16 protein-coding genes and 1 tRNA gene are annotated in these 21,628 nt (G+C 71.9%); 7 read left to right on the top strand and 10 right to left on the bottom strand.

Annotation, left to right across the window (positions count from 1 at the left end; all coding sequences use genetic code 11):
* Window positions 1–165: 165 nt before the first annotated feature.
* The 3 genes from ACYVK5_RS10490 to ACYVK5_RS10480 all read left to right on the top strand — a co-directional run bounded on the left by ACYVK5_RS10490 (window position 166) and on the right by ACYVK5_RS10480 (window position 3,184).
* Entirely contained in the window at window positions 166–966 is an 801-nt protein-coding gene (locus tag ACYVK5_RS10490; RefSeq protein ID WP_460704572.1) for a serine hydrolase, read from the top strand.
* 611 nt (window positions 967–1,577) lie between these two features.
* Window positions 1,578–1,880: a helix-turn-helix domain-containing protein gene (locus ACYVK5_RS10485; RefSeq protein WP_460704569.1), complete on the top strand. Its 303-nt coding sequence runs from the start codon at window positions 1,578–1,580 to the stop codon at window positions 1,878–1,880.
* 35 nt (window positions 1,881–1,915) lie between these two features.
* Window positions 1,916–3,184, top strand: coding sequence for a type II toxin-antitoxin system HipA family toxin (locus tag ACYVK5_RS10480; RefSeq protein ID WP_460704567.1), 1,269 nt, complete (start codon window positions 1,916–1,918; stop codon window positions 3,182–3,184).
* A gap of 243 nt (window positions 3,185–3,427) precedes the next feature.
* Here ACYVK5_RS10480 and mfd read toward each other — a convergent pair whose 3' ends face one another.
* Entirely contained in the window at window positions 3,428–7,186 is a 3,759-nt protein-coding gene (mfd, locus tag ACYVK5_RS10475) for a transcription-repair coupling factor (protein WP_460704565.1), read from the bottom strand.
* A gap of 539 nt (window positions 7,187–7,725) precedes the next feature.
* Here mfd and ACYVK5_RS10470 point away from each other — a divergent pair.
* Both ACYVK5_RS10470 and ACYVK5_RS10465 read left to right on the top strand, forming a co-directional pair.
* Complete coding sequence (locus ACYVK5_RS10470) at window positions 7,726–8,781, top strand: acyltransferase family protein (RefSeq protein ID WP_460704563.1); 1,056 nt, start codon at window positions 7,726–7,728, stop codon at window positions 8,779–8,781.
* A 327-nt stretch (window positions 8,782–9,108) separates the two neighbouring features.
* Window positions 9,109–10,860, top strand: coding sequence for a Coagulation factor 5/8 type domain-containing protein (locus tag ACYVK5_RS10465; protein ID WP_460704561.1), 1,752 nt, complete (start codon window positions 9,109–9,111; stop codon window positions 10,858–10,860).
* Between the two features lie 314 nt (window positions 10,861–11,174).
* Here ACYVK5_RS10465 and pth read toward each other — a convergent pair whose 3' ends face one another.
* The 6 genes from pth to ACYVK5_RS10435 form a co-directional block, all read right to left on the bottom strand.
* Complete coding sequence (gene pth / locus ACYVK5_RS10460) at window positions 11,175–11,780, bottom strand: aminoacyl-tRNA hydrolase (RefSeq protein ID WP_460704559.1); 606 nt, start codon at window positions 11,778–11,780, stop codon at window positions 11,175–11,177.
* Between the two features lie 21 nt (window positions 11,781–11,801).
* Window positions 11,802–12,398: a 50S ribosomal protein L25/general stress protein Ctc gene (locus ACYVK5_RS10455; protein WP_460704557.1), complete on the bottom strand. Its 597-nt coding sequence runs from the start codon at window positions 12,396–12,398 to the stop codon at window positions 11,802–11,804.
* Between the two features lie 206 nt (window positions 12,399–12,604).
* Window positions 12,605–13,789, bottom strand: a complete 1,185-nt coding sequence (locus ACYVK5_RS10450) for a glycosyltransferase (protein WP_460704555.1) — start codon at window positions 13,787–13,789, stop codon at window positions 12,605–12,607.
* A 93-nt stretch (window positions 13,790–13,882) separates the two neighbouring features.
* The gene (locus ACYVK5_RS10445) at window positions 13,883–14,866 is read right to left on the bottom strand and encodes a ribose-phosphate diphosphokinase (protein ID WP_460704553.1); all 984 of its coding nucleotides are present in this window, start codon (window positions 14,864–14,866) and stop codon (window positions 13,883–13,885) included.
* 1 nt (window position 14,867) lies between these two features.
* Window positions 14,868–16,367: a bifunctional UDP-N-acetylglucosamine diphosphorylase/glucosamine-1-phosphate N-acetyltransferase GlmU gene (gene glmU / locus ACYVK5_RS10440; protein ID WP_460704772.1), complete on the bottom strand. Its 1,500-nt coding sequence runs from the start codon at window positions 16,365–16,367 to the stop codon at window positions 14,868–14,870.
* Window positions 16,368–16,431: 64 nt separating this feature from the next.
* A tRNA-Gln gene (locus ACYVK5_RS10435) sits at window positions 16,432–16,503 on the bottom strand.
* A 182-nt stretch (window positions 16,504–16,685) separates the two neighbouring features.
* On the opposite strand from ACYVK5_RS10435, the gene ACYVK5_RS10430 reads away from it, so the two are divergent.
* Together ACYVK5_RS10430 and ACYVK5_RS10425 are read left to right on the top strand one after the other, a co-directional pair.
* Window positions 16,686–17,303 carry a TetR/AcrR family transcriptional regulator gene (locus ACYVK5_RS10430; RefSeq protein WP_460704770.1) on the top strand — a complete coding sequence of 206 codons (618 nt, stop codon included), beginning with the start codon at window positions 16,686–16,688 and terminating at the stop codon, window positions 17,301–17,303.
* A 29-nt stretch (window positions 17,304–17,332) separates the two neighbouring features.
* A complete protein-coding gene (locus tag ACYVK5_RS10425; RefSeq protein ID WP_460704551.1) occupies window positions 17,333–17,941 on the top strand; it encodes a MarR family winged helix-turn-helix transcriptional regulator in 609 nt (202 codons plus the stop codon).
* 80 nt (window positions 17,942–18,021) lie between these two features.
* On the opposite strand, the gene ACYVK5_RS10420 is transcribed toward ACYVK5_RS10425, so the two are convergent.
* The 3 genes from ACYVK5_RS10420 to ACYVK5_RS10410 all read right to left on the bottom strand — a co-directional run bounded on the left by ACYVK5_RS10420 (window position 18,022) and on the right by ACYVK5_RS10410 (window position 21,555).
* Entirely contained in the window at window positions 18,022–19,500 is a 1,479-nt protein-coding gene (locus ACYVK5_RS10420) for an MFS transporter (RefSeq protein ID WP_460704549.1), read from the bottom strand.
* A gap of 137 nt (window positions 19,501–19,637) precedes the next feature.
* A complete protein-coding gene (locus tag ACYVK5_RS10415; protein WP_460704547.1) occupies window positions 19,638–20,459 on the bottom strand; it encodes an acetylxylan esterase in 822 nt (273 codons plus the stop codon).
* 79 nt (window positions 20,460–20,538) lie between these two features.
* Window positions 20,539–21,555 (bottom strand): acetylxylan esterase, encoded by a 1,017-nt coding sequence (locus tag ACYVK5_RS10410; RefSeq protein WP_460704545.1) that lies wholly within the window; start codon window positions 21,553–21,555, stop codon window positions 20,539–20,541.
* Window positions 21,556–21,628: the final 73 nt, after the last annotated feature.

The raw sequence follows: 21,628 nt of genomic DNA, 5'->3' as shown, positions 1-21,628 counted from the left end.
CGGCAATGCGGGTCGCAACCATGCGGTCGAGTAGTTGCCCGGCCCGCCGGGCGGCGGAGCAATTGCCCGCCCCGTCAGGTGGTCAGGTCATGTGCGTGCCCGGCCCTGTCAGGTGGCCGAGCGCATGCCCGGCGGGCGGCGGGACGCGAGGATCGGAGGAATCGCATGGTGCGGAGAGGGACCCACAGCGACGGCGTGCCGTTCGTCGCCTTCCATGTCGCGCGGGCGTCGGGCGAGGTGCTGGCTGCCCGCGAGGACGACGTCGTGGTCTACGCCGCGTCGACGGTGAAGCTCGCGGTGCTGGCCGCCGCCGCCCGGGAGCTCGACGCCGGGACCGCGTCGCTCGACGAGGAACTGGTCGCCGCCAGGACGTTCACCTCGCGGGCCCCGGGCGCGGGCCCGTTCACGATCGAGCCGGACGACATCGACGAGGGCCTCCCGCCGGACGGCACGCCCATGCCTCTGGCCGACGTCGTCGAGCGGATGATCGTGGTCTCGTCCAACGAGGCGACCAACATGATGATCGACCGGGTCGGCCTCGATGCGTGCAACCGGGCGCTGGCCGACGCCGGCTGCACGGACTCGATCCTGAGCCGCCTGTACTCCGACCTCGCCGCGGCCCGAGCCGGTGGCCCGTCGCACCTGGTCACCGCACGCGACCTCGCCCGCCTGATGGGCGCGATCGTGGCAGACCGGCTGGCGAGCCCGGAGCGGACTGCCTGGATGCTGGACCTGCTGTCCCGGCAGACGGACCGCCAGCTCACGGCGTCGTTCCCGGACGACGTGCCGTTCGGCTCCAAGTCCGGCTGGGTCGACGGGATCCGCCACGACGTGGCTTTCCTCGGCGCGCCGGGCCCGGACGCCCTCGTGATCGCCGTCTGCACGCGCGGCTACGAGAACGCGGACGCGGAGGAGGCGATCAAGGCGCTCGGCGCGATGGCCTCGGCCATTGCGGTTGTGCGATGAGGTTAGCCGGAAGCAATATCGGGACCGAGCTGCACCATTGCGATGGCTGCAGAAGTGAGCCTCGGGAGATCCTGCCGGACGACAGGGCCCGGGGCTCGCGTCATGTCTGAGCCCGAGCGTCGATCACGCGGACCTCGGTCGATCGTTCGATCGTCTTGAGCCAACGGGGGTTACCCGTCCGAGACTGTCGTCCCGCCAGTGAACCTTGCGCTGCCCCTTGAGCCGCAATGCACGCGTCGCGTCTCGGATCTCGTCCGCCCGCGCAGGATCTACGATCGCGGTCCCCAGCATGTACGCGCCCGGGTCGAGGTTCTTGTCTGATCCAGACTCATCGCCCCACGCAGCAAACACTCCATCCCCCTGCCGGCAGTCTCGGTTTCACCTCCGTGCCGCACGACACCGACTCGACTGGTGAACTACAGCGCCGCCACTCCTAGCCGTGGGAACGAAGAATTGCGCGGCGTGGCACAGCGGCGGGCGCGGCGTCATTGGCGTGCCGGTGGTTGACGCTAACGGCCAGCGTGCTACCCATTAGGGACGACGACGGCTATCCTGGTGACCACAGTCCGACCGGCGCGCCCAGACCGCCGTCGTCCAGAAAGTCCGACACCATGGCCCGCACGTCCCAACGAACCCACCGAGATCTCGCCTCGATCGGCGAGCACGTCCGCAACTGGCGCAAGATCCACGGCCTCACCGCTCAGCTCGTCGCGGATCGCGCCGGCATCACCCGCACCACCCTGCGCAGCATCGAGAACGGCACCGGCACCGTCAGCCTGGCGAACACCCTCGCGGTGCTCCGGGTCCTGGGAGTGGCCGACGCCGTGGTCGGTGCGACAGATCCGTTGACCACCGAGATGGGGCGTTTCCATGCGGAACGCACTCTCCCGCAGCGCGTGAGGATTCCCGGCTGAGGGGCACCGCACACTACGTAAGGAGTTGAGCCGCCGTGGCGATCCGTGTCGAGGTCCATCTGCCAGGCGGCCGGCAGGTCCACGCCGGTGAACTCGATCTGCACCTCAACACGGGGGGTGCGCTGGTCGGCAGCACGTTCCGGTACACCGACACGTACCTGCGCACGCCCGCCGCGTACGCGCTGTGCCCGGAGCTGCCGCTGACGCCGGGGCCGATCCCGTCGGCGGGCGACCGGCCGATGTTCGGCACGTTCGCCGACTGCCAGCCCGATCAGTGGGGCCGCACGCTGCTGTTCCACGCGGAACGGAGCAGCGCCCGCGACGAGGACCGCGCGTCCGTGCGGCTCACCGAGAAGGACTTCCTGCTCGGCGTCCAGGACGCGACCCGGCTCGGTGCGTTGCGTCTCTCCCTCGACGACGGCGAGACCTTCCTCGCGCCGCCGCGCGCCGACGTGCCGGAACTCGTGAACCTGCCCGCGCTCACGGAGGCGGCGGAGGCCGTCGCGGAGCACCGCGGGTCGGACCATGACCTGAGGCTGCTGGTCGCCGCCGGCACGTCGATGGGCGGGGCGCGGCCGAAGGTCACGGTGCGCGACGCCGACGGCGAGCTGTGGATGGCCAAGCTGCCCCTGCGCACGGACCGATGGGACGTCCAGGCATGGGAGTACCTCACGCTGCGGCTCGCGTCGCGGGCCGGGATCGAGGTTCCCGTGGCACGGCTGCACCGGGTGGACGGGGACCGCGGCCGCCACAGCATCCTGCTCACCCGGCGGTTCGACCGGCTGCCCGACGGCCGGCGGGTCGGCTTCCTGTCCGCGGAGTCGCTGGTGCAGAAGGCGTTCTTCGAGACGATCGACTACCGCACCCTCGCCGAGACGCTCGCGGACCACTCCGGCCGGCCCAGCGCGGACGGGTACGACCTGTTCCGCCGTGTCGTGTTCACCCTGCTCGTGCGCAACGTGGACGACCACATGAAGAACCATGGCTTCCTGCGCCGCACCGAGGGCTGGTCGCTGGCACCGCTCTTCGACGTCAACCCGGATCCGTTCTCGGTCGCCGAGTCCACGCCGCTGCGGCCGATGGGCAACCGGATCGACCGCGAGATCCGCGTGCTGCTGGACACGTGCAGTTCGTACGGCCTCCGTCCCGACCACGCGCGGAAGGTGGTCGCCGAGGTCTCCGAGGCGACCGCGGGCTGGGCGGACCTGGCCCGCGACATGTCGCTCCCCGGCGGCGAGATCACCCTCATGGCGGAGGCCTTCGAGAACCCGAACCGCAACGAGGCCCAGAGCCTGGCGGCGTAGCGCGCCGGACTCGCGCCGACCTCGGCGGCGCCGCCGAGGTTGCCGTTGCGGTCTCCGTCGCCGACCACGCCGTTCAGGGGTGTCGAGCGCGCTCCCACCACGCCAAATGGCGTGGTCGCGGCGACGGGCCACGGGCCGACGGGCCACGGGCCGACGAGCGACGGGCCGACGGGCGACGGCCGACGGGCCGACGGGCCGACGAGCGACGGGCTGACGGGCGACGGGCCGACGGCGGCCGGGAGGTCAGCGCGTGGTGCCCACCTTCGCCGCAGCGGCGACCTCGCCCAGGACGACCGCGTCGACCAGTTGCTTCGCCCACGCCAGGATCTCCGCGCCGCGCAGAGGGCGACCGCCCAGGCGGGCCGTCGTCGGGAACGGGACGAGGATCGCGCGGATGCCCGGCTTGAGGATCGTGCCCGGGTAGAGGCGCTTGAGGCGCAGCGTCTGCGACTCCGCCAGGTCGACCGGGGCGAACCGCACGTACTTCCCCTGGGCCGTGACGTCCGTGAGGCCGGCCGCGCGGGCATGGTTGCGGAACTCGGCGACGTCGAACAGCGCCGACGCGACCTCCGGAAGCTTGCCGTACCGGTCGGTCAACTCCGCCCGCACCTCGCCGAGGGCGGCGTCGTCGTGGGCGGCGGCGATCTTCTTGTACGCCTCGAGCCGCAGGCGCTCGGTGGCGATGTAGGTCTCGGGCAGGTGGGCGTCGACCGGCAGCTCGATCGTGACCTCGGGCACCTCCTCCTCACGATCGCCGCGGAAGGCGGCGACGGCTTCGCCGACCATCCGCACGTAGAGGTCGAACCCGACGCCCGCGATGTGGCCCGACTGCTCGCCGCCCAGCAGGTTGCCGGCGCCGCGGATCTCCAGGTCCTTCATGGCGATCTGCATGCCGGCGCCGAGGTCCGTGTGCGCGGCCATGGTCGCCAGGCGGTCGTGGGCCTGTTCGGTGAGCGGCTTCTCCGGCGGGTACAGGAAGTACGCGTACGCGCGCTCGCGTCCGCGCCCCACCCGCCCGCGGAGCTGGTGCAGCTGGGACAGCCCGAGCACGTCGGCGCGCTCCAGGATGAGCGTGTTCGCGTTGGAGATGTCCAGGCCGGTCTCCACGATGGTGGTGCAGACCAGCACGTCGAGCTCCTTCTCCCAGAAGGAGCGGATGACCTGGTCGAGCTGGTGCTCGTTCATCTTGCCGTGCGCGACGCCGATCCGGGCCTCGGGCACGAGCTCGTTCAGCCGCGCCGCCGCGCGGTTGATCGACTCGACCCGGTTGTGCACGTAGAACACCTGGCCCTCGCGCAGCAGTTCGCGGCGCAGCGCCGCGGTGATCTGCTTCTCCTCGTAGGCGCCCACGTACGTGAGCACGGGGTGACGCTCCTCGGGCGGCGTCGCCAGGGTGGACATCTCGCGGATCCCGGTGACCGCCATCTCCAGCGTGCGCGGGATCGGCGTGGCCGACATCGCCAGCACGTCCACGTTGGTGCGCAGCTGCTTGAGCGTCTCCTTGTGCTCGACGCCGAACCGCTGCTCCTCGTCGACGATCACCAGCCCGAGGTCCTTGAACCGGATGGACCCGGTGATCAGCCGGTGCGTGCCGATGACGATGTCGACCGTGCCCTCGCGCAGGCCGTCCACCACCGCCTCGGACTCCTTGTCCGACTGGAAGCGGCTCAGCGCCTTCACCGTCACGGGGAACCCGGCGTACCGCTCGGAGAAGGTCTCGAAGTGCTGCTGCACCAGCAGCGTGGTGGGCACCAGCACGGCGACCTGCTTGCCCTCCTGCACCGCCTTGAAGGCGGCACGCAACGCGATCTCCGTCTTGCCGTAGCCGACGTCGCCGCAGATCAGCCGGTCCATCGGGACGGGCTTCTCCATGTCCGCCTTGACCTCGTCGATCGAGGCGAGCTGGTCCGGCGTCTCGACGTACGCGAACGCGTCCTCCAGCTCGCGCTGCCAGGGTGTGTCCGGTCCGTACGCGTAGCCCTGCGTGGCCATCCGTGCGGAGTACAGCCGGATGAGCTCGCTCGCGATCTCCTTGACGTGCTTGCGGGCGCGGGCCTTGGTGTTCTTCCAGTCGGCGCCGCCCATCTTGTTGAGGCTGGGCGCCTCGCCGCCGACGTACTTGGTGACCTGGTCGAGCTGGTCCGTCGGCACGAACAGCCGGTCGCCGGGCTGGCCGCGCTTCGACGACGCGTACTCGATGACCAGGTACTCCCGCGTGGCACCGTTCGCGCTCCCGCCGAGGCTGCGCTGCACCATCTCGATGAACCGCCCGACACCGTGCTGTTCATGCACCACGTAGTCGCCCGCCCGCAGCTGCAGCGGGTCGACGACGTTCCGGCGCCGGCTCGGCATCTTGCGCATGTCCCGGGTGCCCGCGCCGCCGGCCCGCCCGGTCAGGTCCTGGTCCGAGAAGACGGCGAGCCGCAGCTCGGGCGCGACGAAGCCACGGCCCACCCCGCCGGCCACGACGTGGACGACGGCGGCCTCGGGCTCGGTCTCCAGGGACGACTCCAGCCGGGCTGCGGTGCCGGCCTCCGACAGCTGCTCGCTCATGCGCTTGGCGGGACCGTGGCCCTCCGTGGTGAGCACGAGCGTCCAGCCGGACTTCTGCAGGGCGTCGACCTCGCGCAGCGCCCGCGCGAAGTCGCCCCGGTACGACTCGACGTCGCGCGCACCGACGGTGAAGATCTCTCCGGCCGGGTTGATCGCGCGATCCTCCGGCAGGTCGCCGGCGGCCTGGTCCTCGGACACCCAGCCCGGAAGGTACGCGCCGGCCCCCACGGACGCTACGGCAGGAGCGCCCGCGCCCGGATCGGCGTGGCCGGCGGAAGACCCGTCCCCGCCCGCTGCGCCGTCGGACAGTTGCGCGAGCTCCACGTCCTGGCCGAAGGACGACAACGTCCACCAGCCCAGGCCGCGACGGGCCGCGACGGCCCGGGCCTCGGCGAGGGTCGAGAACGACGCCGCCGACTGGTCCGCGTCGCCACCGCCCGACAACGGGACCGAGCCGCCCGCGGCGGCCCCCACCCAGGCGGCTTCGAGGAACTCCTGCGTGGTCGCGACGAGATCGTGGGCCCGGCGCCGGACGCGCTCGGACTCGTTGAGGATCAGCAGTGCGTCGTCGGGCACGAGGTCGAGCACCGGGACCATGTGGTCCACCAGCAGCGGCGCAAGGGATTCCATCCCCTCCGCGGGGAAGCCGTCCGCGAGCTTCGCCAGCATCTCGGCGGCGCCCGGCAGCGACTCGGCGAGGTCCGCAGCGCGCTCCCGGACGGCGTCGGTCAGCAGGATCTCGCGGCACGGGGGCGCCCACAGGCCGCGGTCGGCGGTCTCCAGGGACCGCTGGTCCGCGACGGCGAACCAGCGGATCTCGCTGATCTCGTCGCCCCAGAACTCGCAGCGCAGCGGGTGGTCCTCGGTGGGCGGGAAGACGTCGAGGATGCCGCCGCGCACCGCGAACTCGCCGCGGCGCTCGACCATGTCGACCCGGGTGTAGGCGGCGTCGGTGAGGCGCTGGGCGATGTCGGTCAGGTCGGCCGTGGCCCCACTGGTGAGCGAGACCGGGACGAGTTCGCCCAGGCCCCCCACCACCGGCTGGAGCAGTGCGCGGACGGGCATGACGAGCACGCGGACGGGCCCCGCCTGACCCCGCTCCTCGGTCGGGTGCGCCAGCCGGCGGAAGACCGCGAGACGGCGGGCGACCGTGTCGGCGCGCGGGCTGAGCCGCTCGTGCGGCAGGGTCTCCCAGGCCGGGAGCACCGCGACGTCGTCCTCGTGTCCCGCGGGCAGGTAGGTGCGCACCGCCGTGGCGAGCTCGTCGGCCTCGCGCCCGGTCGCGGTGACCACCGCCAGGGGCCGCCGTTCCGAGGCGGCCGCCAGGAGTGCGGGCCGGACACCGACGGGCCCGACGACGTCGGCCTCGCCGCGCGCGCCGACGTGCTCGACGGCGGCCGCGACGCCCGGATCGGCGAGCAGGAGCGGAAGCAGACCGGTGAGATGCATCGGGGTCCTTACAACGGTGCGAATGGGGTACGACGACGGCGCCAGGCCGGCGACACGTGCCCGGGGAACCATCCGGGCACACGACAACTGGCCCACTTCCTCCCATGGAGGGGGTGGAGGGGCTGGGTCCACAGTAGCGCCGGAGTCTGACAACGCAGCGGCTCCGTCATCGCGAGACCCGAGGAAGCCTTCACATCACCACACGATTCCGCAGGTGACCCCCTGCCGCGAGCCCGGCCGCTCCACGGCCGGGCTTCCCACGGTCGACTGCTCCACGGCCGGCTGCTCCACGGCCAGGCTTTCCACAGTGGGACCGCGGTCGGACTCCCCACCGCCGCATTCCCCACAGTCGGGCCGCGGTCGGACTTCCCAGAGTCCGGCTTCCCACCGCCGGGCTCCCCACGGCCAGACTTCCCACAGTCGGGCCGCGGTCGGACTCCCCGCAGTCGGGCTCCCCCCTGCCGTGCTCCCAACGGCCAGGCTTCCCACCGCCGGGCTTCCCACCGCCGGGCTTCCCACGGTCGATACGATCGCAGGCGATGTCCACGCAGCCCCGCCAGTCCACGTCCAGGCCCGATCCCGTCCGAGGTGGCGCGCACTCCCGCATCGCGTGGGCCGACGCCGCGCGCGGCCTGGCGATCTGCCTCGTCGTGCTGTACCACGCGACCAACTGGACCGCCGGTACCGGGTACGACGTCAGCGTGCTGCGCGAGTTCAACGAGCCGCTGCGCAGCCTGCGCATGCCGCTCTTCTTCACAGTGGCGGGCATGTTCGCCACCAAGTGGGTCGCGACGTCGTGGTCCACGCTGTTGCGCGGCAAGATCTTCTACTTCGCGTGGGTGTTCGTACTGTGGGAGCCGATCACGCTCGTGGTGCGGCTCGTCACGGGCTACTACAAGGTGGCCGACGCCGACTGGTCCACCCTGGCCGGACATCTGACCTGGTCGCTGCTGATCCCCCGCTCGGAGCTCTGGTTCATCTGGACGCTGGCGGTCTTCTTCCTGGCGGCCCGGCTGCTGCGGCCCCTCCCGGCATGGGTGCAGCTCCTGGCGGCCACCGGCGTGAGTGGCTGGGCGCTGGCCGGCTGGGAGCCCGAGAGCATCGCCTACCGCGGCGCGGCGCAGTTCATCCTGTTCTTCCTGGTCGGCGTCCACCTGCGGCCGCTCGTGGAGACGTACGCCGATCGGCTGAGGTGGTGGTCGGGGCTGCTGGCCGTCGGCGCGTGGTACGGCGCGACGTGGGTGGTGAAGGCGTACGGCCTGGAGCCGACGCCGGGGCCCTACCTGCTGGCGAACGTCGCCGGGGCGATGGCCGGGATCGCGATCAGTGTCGCGCTCGCCAGGCTTGTCCCCGGGCTCGGCTGGGTCGGCGCGCGAACCCTGCCCGTCTACGTCACCCACACGCCGCTGATCCACGCCATCCTCTGGGCGTACTGGTCGAACGGCGTCTGGGTCCCGACACCGCAGTCGCAGTGGATGCCGCTCTTCATGGCGACGGCCATCGTTGCCACAGCCCTGACGCTGGACGCGGCCACCCGTCGCATCGGCCTGGGCTGGATCTGGGGCCCACCCCGCCGCTGGCTCACGACTCCCTGACGGAGGGCGCTCCGCGCCTGACACACTTTTCGCGCCAACCACGAGGTTCCTTTCACCAGCCCGCCCCTTGGCGTAAGCAACCTCCTGCTCCACAGGGAACCTCATAATCACCGTCTGATATGCCGGATATGCCGAACCGAGGTCAGGCATAGGCCGAGTCAGGGCCACCTTCCTGCGTTGCTCACCCACGACCGCCGTCGTACACCTTGTGCGACTCTTCCTGTTTGCCCTAAGTCTTGTTAAAGTCGGAGTCAGTTGCGAGGCCGCGCTCGCGCGGCTGGAGGAGCCGACAACGCCGTCGGCTCCCGTTCCTACCCGGGAGGCGACGTGCGACGTCCACGACGAACGGCAGCATTGGCCATCGCGGCCCTGACCAGCCTCGGTGCGGCAACCCTCACGCTCCCCGCGGCCGGAACGACCGGAGCCGCCTGGGCGGCGGGAACCACCGCGGTCACCGGAACCACCACGGCCACCGGAGCAGCCGCGGCCACCGGAGCAGCCGCGGCCACCGAGCCGACCAGAGCCACCGGACCCATCCCGAACCCCGTGCTCCCCGCCCCGGAGTCCGAGGTCAACATCACCGGCGAACCCTTCACCGGCACCGCGCCGGACGGCAGCGTGCTCGGCTACGTCGACGCGCACAGCCACATGTTCATGGAGGACGGCATCGGCGGGGCCGCCCTGTGCGGCAAGGCGTTCTCCGAGCACGGCATCGCCGACGCCCTCCAGGACTGCCACGCCCACGGAGCCCACGGCGAGACCGCGCTGCTGGAGAACCTCACCCGCCACGGCTCGCCGTTCGGCACGCACGACACCACCGGCTGGCCGACCTTCGCCGACTGGCCGGCCCACGACTCCCTCACCCATCAGCAGATGTACTACCGCTGGGTGGAACGGTCCTGGCGGGCGGGGCAGCGGATCCTGGTGAACCAGCTGACCAGCAACGGCCTGCTGTGCTCCATCAACCCGGGCACCCACCAGGACTGCGACGAGATGGCGGCGATCCGCCTGCAGATCGACGACGCGTACGCACTGCAGGACTTCATCGACGCGCAGTACGGCGGGCCCGGCGAGGGCTGGTTCCGGATCGTCACGGACAGCGCCCAGGCGCGCCAGGTGGTCACGGAGGGGAAGCTCGCGGTCGTGCTCGGCGTGGAGACGTCGGAGCCGTTCGGGTGCAAGCAGACGCTGCGGATCTTCGACGGGTGCACCCGCTCGGACATCGAGGCGGGCCTGGACGAGCTGTACGACCTGGGCGTGCGGTCCATGTTCGTCTGCCACAAGTTCGACAACGCGCTGTGCGGGGTGCGGTTCGACTCCGGCTCCACCGGGACGTTCGTCAACGCCGGCCAGTTCCTCAGCACCGGGACGTTCTGGCAGGTGGAGTCATGCCCGGCGGACGAGCCGCACGACAACAACCCCGGCAACGTCGAGCTGCCCGAGGAACTGGACTGGCTGCCGATCCCGCCACGCTACCCGTCCGGCACGGTGTGCAACACGTACGGGCTCACCTCGAAGGGCGAGTTCCTGATCGAGGAGCTGGTGGAGCGCGGCATGCTGATCGAGCTGGACCACATGTCCGCAAAGGCGGCGGACCGGACGCTCGAGATGCTGGAGGAAGCCGACTACAGCGGCGTGCTGTCCACCCACTCGTGGACGGACGAGCGGTACCTGGACCGGATCTACGCCCTCGGCGGGTTCGCGACCATGTACGGACACGACACCGAGGAGTCGATCGCGGAGTACGAACGCACCGCCGACGTGCGCGCGCAGTACGGCGTCGGCGGGGTCGGCTTCGGCTTCGACATGAACGGCTTCGGCGGCACGCCGGGCCCGTCGGACGGCCGGGTCGCCTACCCGTTCACGTCGCTCGACGGCGGTTCGACGCTGGACCGGCAGGTCACCGGCGAGCGGGTGTGGGACATCAACACCGACGGCGTCGCGCACTACGGCCTGGTCCCGGACTACCTGGAGGACCTCCGCGTCTCGGCCGGCGAGCCCCTGACGGCCGACATCCTCCGCGGCGCGGAGTACTACCTTCGCACCTGGCAGGCGGCCGAGTCCGACGCCACGAACTGACCCGCCCCGGGCCTTGCCCACGACCACAGCTCACCTCGAACTGCGGCCCCGAACCGCAGGGACACGCCGAAACCACAGAACCGAACCGCAGGGAACGCCGACGGAGCCGGATCGAACCGCAGTCCGGTGCCGACCACGGCTGCCGAACCGCAGGGTGAATCGTGTCAATCAGCGGTTAGCACGATTCATCCTGCGGTTCGGCAGCCACACCCGAGAAACCCCTGCGGTTCGGCAGGCAGGAAACGGCACGAGCCTGCGGTTCGGCACGAGCCTGCGGTTCGGCGCGGGCGCGCGGGCAGCGGCGAGGGGCGGTGTCACGCCCTCGCCGCGTGGAACTTCCCCTGCGCGGCCAGGAGGCCCTCCGTGACCAGGAGTTCCACCGCGTCCGCGGCGTCGTCCACGAGGATCGGGAGGTCCTTGCGTTCGGCACCCGTGAAGTCCCGCAGCACGTAGTCGGCGGTGTCCATCCGGCCCGGCGGCCGGCCCACGCCGACGCGGACGCGGTGGTAGTCGCGGGTACCGAGCGCCTTGGTGATGTCGCGCAGCCCGTTGTGGCCGCCCTCGCCGCCGCCGATCTTCAGCTTGATCGTGTCGAACGGGATGTCGACCTCGTCGTGCACGACGGCGACCTGGGCGGGCTCGATGCCGTAGTACTGGGCCAGCGCGCTCACCGGGCCGCCCGAGACGTTCATGTACGTGGACGGCTTCGCGAGGATCACCCGGGGCCCGGGCCTGCCGCCGGGCAGCATGCCGAGCCGCACCTCGGCGGCAACGGCCTGCGCCCGGCCGTGCCGGGTGAACCTGCCGCCCGTGCGCTCGGCCAGCAGGTCCAGCACCATCTGACCCACGTTGTGCCGGTTTCCGGCGTACTTCGGCCCGGGATTACCGAGCCCGACGACGAGCCATGGCTGATCGGTCATCGATTCAGGCACCCGAACGGATCAGGCCTCCGCGGACTCCTCGGCGGACTCGGACTCCTCGCCCTCCTCCGCGCCGACCTCGCCGCGCGGCTCGGTGATGAGGACGACGGCCTGCTCCGGGTCCGTCAGCAGCACGGACCCCTCGGGGAGCTGGACGTCCTTGGCGTACACGTGGGAGCCGGACGTGAGGCCCTCGATGGACACGTCCACCGACTCCGGCAGGTGCGTCGCCTCGGCCTCGACCGACAGGTTCTGGGCCTCGACCAGGTGGATGGTGCCCGGGGCGGACTCGCCGGTGATGTTCACGTAGATGTCGACGGCGATCTTCTCACCGGCGCTCACGACCAGCAGGTCGATGTGCTCGATGACGTTCCGGACCGGGTCGCGCTGCACGTCCTTCGCGACGGCAAGCTGGCCCTTGCCGTCCAGCTCGATGCTGAGCAGGGCGTTCGAGTGGCGCAGCGCCAGCATCGAGTCGTGGCCCGGCAGCGTGACGTGGACCGGGTCGGTGCCGTGGCCGTACAGCACGGCGGGAATCTTGTTGCCGCGGCGGATGCGGCGAGCGGCGCCCTTACCGAACTCGGTACGGGCCTCGGCGACAAGCTTGATCTCGGACACGGGAGCAACTCCTGAGGGTGATGTCGGACTAACTCGGGCGGGCGGCTGCGTCGGCGTGGGACATATGACGGACGCGGTGCGCGCGAAGTCGCTGCGTAGCGGTTGGCCCAATGGGTCACCGACTCACCGCCCAGTCGATCACGGACTGCGGCGCGTGCGGAACAATCCGTCGCGGCCGTCCGACGTCCCTCGCCGAGGCAACCTGACTACTGTACCCGCTCGTCGGCCCCCGACGCACCGAGAACGTGGTCGCCCTGCTGTGACGAAGAGAGCGCGCCCCCCAGCACCGGCTGGGTCCGCCGCGGGCGATACACGACCTGCGAGTGGAAGACGAACCTCAGCAGGAACGCCACCACCAGCAACACCGCCTGCACCAGCACCGGCCACGCGTCCGTGGCCGCCACGATCCACACGAAGATCGGCAGCCGGATCGCCGCCTCGGTGCCGTTGAACGCGAACGAGTGCGTCAGCCGCGACCAGAACCCGAACCGTCCCAGCCCGAGGAGGTCGCGGAACACCAGCCGTTCCTGCAGGGCGAAGTTCATGGCGATGGTCACGACGGCGGCGATCACCGCCGCCCAGGCGTGATGCATGCCCGCCAGGTCGTTCAGCGCCCAGAGGATGAGCACGTTCCAGACCGCGCCCATCCCGCCGATGATCGCGAACCGGGACATCCGCCCGAACCGCAGCGACGCGAGCTGCTCCAGGTACCGCAGCCCCATCTGCAGCGTCGCCTTGGACCTGCCCGCGTACCGCTCGCCGAACACGAACGGCTCCTCGCCGACGGCGAGTACGCGCTTCCCGCGTGCCAGCACCTCGAGCAGGATCTTGAAGCCGCGCGGCCGCAGGGTGTCCAGGTCGAGGGCGGCGACCCGCACCGCGAAGAACCCGGTCAGCGGATCAGTCACGTTCCGCAGCCGGAGCGGGAACATGGACCGCGCGAGCAGCGCGGACACCGTGGACACGGCCCGCCGCCAGTAGCCGTCGAGCCCGCCGGCGTCCCCTCCGCCGATGTACCGCGACGCGACGACGACGTCGAGCCCGGCTTCCTGGCCTCGCGTCGCGAGCACCGGGGCGAGCTCCGGCGGGTGCTGCAGGTCCCCGTCCATCACGACGGCCCACTCGGTCTCGACGGACCGCAGCCCCTCGACAACCGCGCCGCTCAGACCGCCGTCGGCCGCCTCGCGGTGGATCATGCGGACCGGGACGCCGCCGCGGGCGGCCTGCCCGGCGGCGACCCGCTCGATGACGGACGGCGTGTCGTCCCGCGAGTCGTCGACGAACAGCACGCAGGCGCCGGACATGCCCGCCAGCGCCTCGTCGAGGCGCCGCACGAGTTCGACGACGTTCGGTCCCTCGTTGAACGTGGGGACCACGACGGTGATGGCCACGGAGCCTCCTGGTCAGTTCTGCGTCACAGAACAGTCCACCCTTGACCTAGTTCCAGTCAACTCTCAAGTCGAACTGAACCCTTTAGCACGGGGTCAGGCGTTCCCGTCGAACAGGCTCGTCACGGAGCCGTCCGTGAAGACCTCCTTGATGGCGGTGGCGATCAGGGGCGCGATCGAGAGGACCGTGAGCGAGTCGAACCGCTTGGACGCCTCGATCGGCAGCGTGTCGGCCACCACGATCTCGGTGGCCCCGCACTCCGCGAGCCGCTGCGGCGCCGGGCCGGACAGCACGCCGTGCGTGGCCGCGACGGTCACCGATCGGGCACCCGCCGACATGACCACCTTGACCGCCTCGGCGATGGTGCCGCCGGTGTCGATGAGATCGTCGACGAGGACGCAGTCCTTGCCCTCGACGTCGCCCACCACGCGGTTCGCCACGGCCTGGTTCGGGCGCGTCACGTCGCGCGTCTTGTGCACGAACGCCAGCGGCCCGCCGCCCAGCTTGCTCGCCCAGATCTCCGCCACGCGGATGCGCCCGGCGTCAGGCGACACCACCGTCACGTTGTCCACGTCCACGCGCGTGCGCACGTAGTCCACGAGGATCGGCAGCGCCCACAGGTGATCGACCGGCCCGTCGAAGAAGCCCTGGATCTGCGGCGTGTGCAGGTCCACGGACATGATGCGGTCCGCGCCCGCGGTCGCCAGCAGGTCCGTCATGAGGCGTGCCGAGATCGGCTCGCGACCCCGGCCCTTCTTGTCCTGACGTGCGTACCCGAAGAACGGAGCCACCGCGGTGATCGTGTGCGCGGAGGCGCGCTTCGCGGCGTCGACCATGAGCAGGTGCTCCATGATCCACTGGTTGATCGGCGCGGTGTGGGACTGGAGCAGGAAGATGTCGGCCCCGCGGACCGACTCGCTGAACCGGACGTAGGTCTCGGTGTTGGCGAAGTCGTAGGCGCTGACCGGCAGGAGGTCGACGCCGAGTTCCTTGGCCACGTCCTGCGCCAGCTCGGGGTGCGCGCGCCCGGACGCGACGACGAGCGGGCGCTGGATCTGGCGGAGGGCGGTGCTGGGCATGTCAGTGGGCCTTTCGTTCCTGATCAGGGTGTCCGGCTTCATCGGAGTGTCCGACGTCGGACGTGGTGCCGTGGTCTGTCGCGTCGCCCGCGGCGTCGGCGGGCGCGGCCGACTGGGCGATCGCATCGACGGGGATGCCCTTGGCGGCGGCCGCCGCCTCGGCCGCGGCCGTGCCGGGGCGCCTGCGCGCGACCCAGCCCTCGATGTTGCGCTGGTCCGCGCGCCCGACGCCGAGCGCGCCGGCCGGCACGTCCCGGACGATCACCGAACCCGCCGCCGTGTAGGCGCCGTCGCCGACGGTCACGGGCGCGACGAACATGTTGTCGGCCCCGGTGCGCGCGTGCGCGCCGATGACGGTGCGGTGCTTGTGCTCGCCGTCGTAGTTCACGGTGACGGAGGCCGCGCCGATGTTGGTGTGGTCGCCGATCTCGGCGTCGCCCACGTAGCTGAGGTGCGGCACCTTGGCGCCCTCGCCGATCGTCGCGTTCTTGGTCTCGACGAACCCGCCGATCTTGCCCTTGGCGCCCAGCACGGTCCCGGGGCGCAGGTAGGAGAACGGCCCGACGCTCGCGCCCGCGCCGATCACCGCGAGCTCGGCGTGCGTGCGCACCACGGACGCGCCGTCGTGCACCTCGGTGTCACGGAGCGTGGTGTCGGGGCCGATCGTCGCGCCCTCGCCGATCCTGGTGGCACCGTGGAGCTGCGTGCCGGGCAGGATCGTCACGTCCGGGGCGAGCTCGACGTCGACGTCGACCCACGTCGTGGCCGGGTCCACGACCGTAACGCCCTCGCGCATCCAGGACTCGAGAATGCGCCGGTTCATCTCGGCGCCGAGCGTCGCGAGCTGCACCCGGTCGTTGACGCCCTCGACGGACATCGCGTCGTCGGTGATGATCGCGCGGACCGCGCCGCCCTCCTTGCGGGCGAACGCGATCACGTCGGTCAGGTACACCTCGCCCTGGGCGTTCCCGCGGTCCAGGCTCGCGAGCCCGCGGCGCAGGGTGGCGGCGTCGAACACGTACGTGGACGTGTTGATCTCGCGCACCTCGAGCTGCCGGGGCGTCGCGTCCTTGTGCTCGACGATCGCCTCCACCTGGCCGTCCGCGCCCCGCACGATGCGCCCGTAGCCCGTGGCGTCCGGGACCAGCGTGGACAGGATCGTCACCGCGTCGCCCTCGGAGTGGTGCGTGGCGAGCAGCCGGCCCAGTGTGGCGCCGTCGAGCAGCGGCACGTCCCCGGCGAGCACGACCACCGCGCCGTCGATCTTCCCCAGGGCCTCCATCGCGCACTCGACCGCGCGGCCCGTGCCGGGGACCTCGTCCTGGTCGACGACGCGCGCCGCCGGGTCCAAATCGGCGACGCGAGCGGCGACGAGGTCACGCTCATGGCGCACGACGACGGCCAGCTCCACCGGGTCGAGTTCCCGCGCGGCGGCGATCGCGTGCCCGACCATCGGCCGCCCGCCCACGGGATGGAGGATCTTCGGAAGGCGGGACCTCATCCGCGTGCCCTGCCCGGCTGCCAGGACGACGACGGCGGCCGGCCGATGTGTTTCCGTGCTCACGCTCCGCCCCCAGGACTCGAACCTGGACCAAGGGCACCAAAAACCCGTGTGCTGCCGATTACACCAAGGCGGACCGGTGCGTGCGACAGCGCGTCCGGCCGCCGCTTCCCTCGCGGGCGCGGAGACCGCCGTCGTGCACCGTGGCCCAGTCTGCCAGGTCGTCGGGGGTGCGTGCGGCGGCGAGGAGTGTCGGGCGGGACACACGGCACAATGTTCACCATGGCACCCGACTCCCGACGCACGCCGCGACCCCGCATGACCGCGAGCCAGCGCCGTGAGCAACTGCTGTCCGTGGCCCGCGAACTGTTCGCCTCCAAGGGGTTCGACGGCACGAGCGTCGAGGAGATCGCCGCCCGCGCCGAGGTGTCCAAGCCGGTGGTGTACGAGCACTTCGGCGGCAAGGAAGGGGTGTATGCGGTCATCGTGGACCGTGAGGTCCAGGAGCTGACGGCGGCGCTCACGGGCGCACTCGACGCCGGCGGCCACCCGAAGGTGCTGCTGGAGCGCACGGCACTCGCGCTGCTCGACTACATCGAGGAGAGCGAGGACGGCTTCCGGATCCTGGTGCGCGACTCGCCGGTCGCGCAGGCGACCGGGACGTTCTCGAGCCTGATCGGCGACGTCGCCACGCAGGTGGAGCGGATCCTGACCGAGCAGTTCCGGATCAACCGCCTCGACCCGCGCACCGCGCCGCTGTACGCGAACATGCTCGTGGGCATGATCGCGCTGACGGGCCAGTACTGGCTCGACCACCGCGCGACGACGAAGTCGGAGGTCGCGGCCCACCTGGTGAACCTCGCCTGGAACGGGCTGAGCCGCATGGAGAAGAAGCCGGCCCTGATGCGCCCTCTCGGGGCCGGTCAAGACTCTTGATATCAAGACACTTCGGGTAGTCTCTCGCCATGGAGGAGTCCACCAGCGGTTCGATACCGGGGCCGCACGACGACGGCCGCCGGGGCACGGGGCGCGGTACAACGGGGCCGGGCACGGGTGAGCCGGGCGCAGGTGAACTCGACGACGCCCCGCACGACGAGGTCGATCGCATCGTCGCGGCCTGGCTGCGGGTCCGTCCCGACCTCGACCTGGAACCGCTGACGGTGTTCAGCCGGATCTCGCGGCTCGCCCGGCACCTCGACCTGGCCCGCCGCCGCGCGTTCGCCCGCCGCGACCTCGAGACCTGGGAGTTCGACGTGCTCTCGGCGCTTCGTCGCGCCGGCGAGCCCTACCGCCTGTCCCCCGGCGCGCTGGTCCTGCAGACGCTCGTCACCAGCGGCACCATGACGAACCGCATCGACCGCCTCGCCGAACGCGGCTTCGTGGAGCGCCACCGCTCCCCCGACGACCGCCGCGGTGTCCAGGTCGAGCTCACCCCCGCCGGCCTGAAGCAGGTCGACGCCGCGATGGCCGACCTCCTCGACGTCGAGGCCGACGTCCTGTCCACCCTTGGCAAGGACGACCGCCTGAACCTGGCGGACCTGCTCCGCACCCTCGCGACCCAGTTCGAGGAGTAGGTCACCGCAGCGCTGGCCCACGAGGTTGCTTACGCCAAACGCGCCGCAGGCGTAACCAACCTCATGGTCCGTCGCCGAGCTCATGGCTGCGGCAGCCTCCGCTTCGTGCGCGTCGCAAGCGCCAGGGCGACCGCCATCGCGGTCAGCACGGCCAGGACCAGCATCAGCGGGGCGGACCAGCCGCTGGTGGCGTCGTGCACCGCGAACATGACCGACGGGCCGGTGAACGCGATGACGTACCCGCACGACTGGACCGTCGCTGCCATCCGCCGCGCCGCGACCGGGCTACCCGCCCGCTGCGCGACCAGCGTGAAGATCACGGCGAAGTTCCCGCCCTGCGCGAGGCCGGCCAGCGAGCACCAGAGGGCCCACCAGCCGGGCGCGAACAGCAGCCCGAGCGGCAGCGACAACCAGCAGGCGGTCACGACGGCGGACGCGGCCCCGAGCGGGAGCCGCAGCGCGTGCGTCGCCGGCAGCACCAGCGACCCGAGGATCGCCAGCCCCTGGAACAGCGACGCCGCCGCACCCGCCTCCGCGGGAGTGAACCCGATCCGGTCGCCGAGCAGCTCGGGCAGCGCGCCGGTCACCGCGAAGAAGGCGAACGACTGCCCCACGAACGCCACGGCCAGCATCCAGGTGATCGGCCGGCGCAGGACGCGCTCGGCCGGGCGCGCGAACTCCGCCCCGGAGGAAGCGGTCCCGCCCCGGCCCGCCGCCGTCTCCAGGCCCGACCCCGCCGTGTCCGACCCCGCCGTGTCCGACCCCGCCGTGTCCGACCCCGCCGTACCCGGCACCTCCGTGCCCGGCACCTCCGTACTCAGCACCTCCGTGCCCGGGGTCGCAGTCTCCGATGCCGCAGTCTCCGATGCCGCGGTGTCCGACGTCGCTGTGCCGGACGTCTCCGTGTCCGACGGCGGCCGTGGCCGCGCCGGGCGTTCGCCGTCGGACACCTCGCCGCGGGCGGGGACGCCCCTGATGACCCACGCCCAGCAGACCAGCGCGGCCACGGCCAGGACCGACCACGCCGCGAGCGCCGCCTGCCAGCCGAGCCACGCCGCGAGCGGCACGGTCAGCGTGGTGGTGAAGACCGAGCCGAGGTTCAGCGAGGCCGTGTAGAGGCCGGTGGCGACGGCGGCGCGGCGGGCGAAGTCGTGGACGACGATCACGGGTGCGGCGACGTTGCCGACGGTGATCGCGGCGCCGATGACGGCGGTGCCGGCCACGGCGATCCAGGCGCCGGACGCTCCCGTGGCGGCGGACCGCAGGAGGGTCCCGGCGAGGACACCGCCGACGGCGAGCGTCATGGCCCGGTACGGGCCGATCCGGCCGATGATCCAGGAGGCCACGGGCGCGAACAGGGCGAAGCAGAGGATCGGGACGCCGGTGAGCAGTCCGGCCTCGACCGTGGACATCTCGAGGCCGGTGGCGACGTCGGACAGGACGGGCGGCACGGCGGTGATCGGTGCGCGGAAGTTCAGCCCGACCACGAGCAGGGCGACGAGCAGGGCGCCGGTCGAGACGGCGCGGCGGGAGGAGGCCGGGGAGAGTGGGGTGCTCACGATGCGCCCATTGTGCCGACGGCGGCGACGGCCCGCCGCACGCGTCCAGCGGCGCGGCATGGCGTGGAGCGGGGCGGGGCGGCGCGGGGCGGCGCGGCACCGGGCAGCGCAGGGCCGGGTGACGGTTCGGCGGGGTCCTAGTTCGCGACCTGGGGCCGGAAGATCGGGCCGAGTTCCGTGTGGGTGGCGAACCATTCCTGGTAGGTGGCCTGGCGGGCGCCGGGTTCGGAGTGGTCCATGACGCGTTCGACGACGTCGGGGGGCGTGGCGCCCGAGAGCTCCGCGACAAGCTGCGCCGACTGCGCTCCCCAGGCCGCGAAGATCTCCGGCGCGCCCGCGCCGGGCCCGAGCAGCACCGGGGACGACGCGCGGCGCGCGAACGCCCGGAGCGCGGAGGCGTGCTGCTCGCGGAACGGCGCCTCGGCGATGACGCAGGCGATGTCCTGCAGGAGTCCGGCGGCGGCGACGGCCGCGCAGCCCGCCCCGGCGCGGCCGAGCACGGCGACGCGTGACGGGTCCACGCCCGGCAGGGACCGCACCTCCTGGACGGCGCGGACGGCGTCGGCCGAGATCTCGCGGTTGTACGGGTCCTGGGGGTCGCCGTCGTGCCGCATCTCGACGACGAGGTGCACGTAGCCGGCCGACGCCGGCCAGGTGCGGTCGTGCGGCGCGCCGAGACCGCCCGGCGGGACGAGCTCGACCACGCCGGGGAGCGTCCGCGCCGTGTCGGTCGGGGTGACGAACCAGCCGTGCAGCGGGTGGTCCTCGAAACCCGGGAGAGTCACCGCGTCGATCGTCAGCCCCCCGGCGTCCGATCGTTCGGGCTCGAGCCGGGTGGCGGCCTTGGTGCGCGACCGTACGAGCAGGTCGGACCTGAAGTCGTCGAACCCGGGCGGCTCGTCGGCAGCCGGGGGCGCGGCAGGCGCGAGTGCGACCAGAGGAATGTCGAACTCGGACACGGTGGGAGTCCCTCCGTCGGGTGGGTGGTGCGCCTGGCAGCGTACTGCCGTTTGTTCCTCGCCCCCACCCGGACCTGGGCTACTTCACGTGCTCGCGGAGGAACTCCAGGTGCCGCGCGAAGCGGTACTCGCCGCCGCCCTCGTGCCCGTTGTACGGGTAGACGTCGATCCGGGGCGGCTCCGTCGTCGCGGGCTCGGCCGCCGTACCCCAGGCGTTCCGGGCGGCGTACACCGTGGAGGGCGGGCAGACGTCGTCCATCAGGGCGGTGGAGAACAGGGCCGGCGCGTGCGCGCGGCGCGCGAAGGAGATGCCGTCGAGGTAGGAGAACGTGCGCCAGGTGCGTTCCTCGACCTCGGGCGCCCGGTGCACGTGCAGGTACTGCGTGATCTCGCCGTACGGCATGGCGTCGGTGATCTGCACGGCGCGGCGGTAGTGGCAGAGAAAGGGGACGTCGGGCATCGCGGCGGCCAGGTCGTCCAGCAGGCCGGCGACGGCGATCGTGATGCCGCCGCCCTGGCTCGTGCCCGCGACGGCCACGCGTTCAGGGTCGACGCCGTCGATCGCGCGGACCGCGTCCACGGCGCGGACACCGTCGGTGAACACGCGACGGTAGAAGTGGTCGTGCGGGTCCTCGATGCCGCGCGTCATGTACCCGGGAGCGGTGGGCCCGGCGCCGACCGGGTCCGGGGTGGCACCGCCGCCGCCCCAGCCCGATCCCTGGCCTCGCGTGTCCATCATGAGGTGCGCGTAGCCCGCGGCGGCGAAGCCGAGGTGCTCGTGCGGGAGGCCGCGGCCGCCGTTGTAGCCCTGGTACTGGACGACGGCGGGCAGCGGGCCCTCGGCGTGCGCCGGGCGCGTCAGCCACGCCTTGACGGGATGGCCGCCGAATCCGGGGAAGGTCACGTCGTCGACGGTGACCTGGGTCAGTCCCGTGTCGACACGTTCGAGCCGCGGGACCCCGCCGTCGGGCAGCGCGTCGCCGCACCTGCGAGCTTCGGCGATCGTGCGGGCCCAGAAGTCGTCGAAGTCTTCGGGCTCGTCGATCTCGGGCAGGTACTGCTCGAGATCGGCGCGGGGCATGTCGAACTGGGCCACTGCTACCTCCTGCGTCACTGCGGAAAGCGGTGTCTGTCCGCTCCTGCGCCGGTGAGCATATCCGCGCCCCGGC

The sequence above is a fragment of the Myceligenerans halotolerans genome (assembly GCF_054782975.1).
Note: the sequence above shows the minus strand (reverse complement) of the source record. Positions and strands in the feature narration are given on the sequence as shown.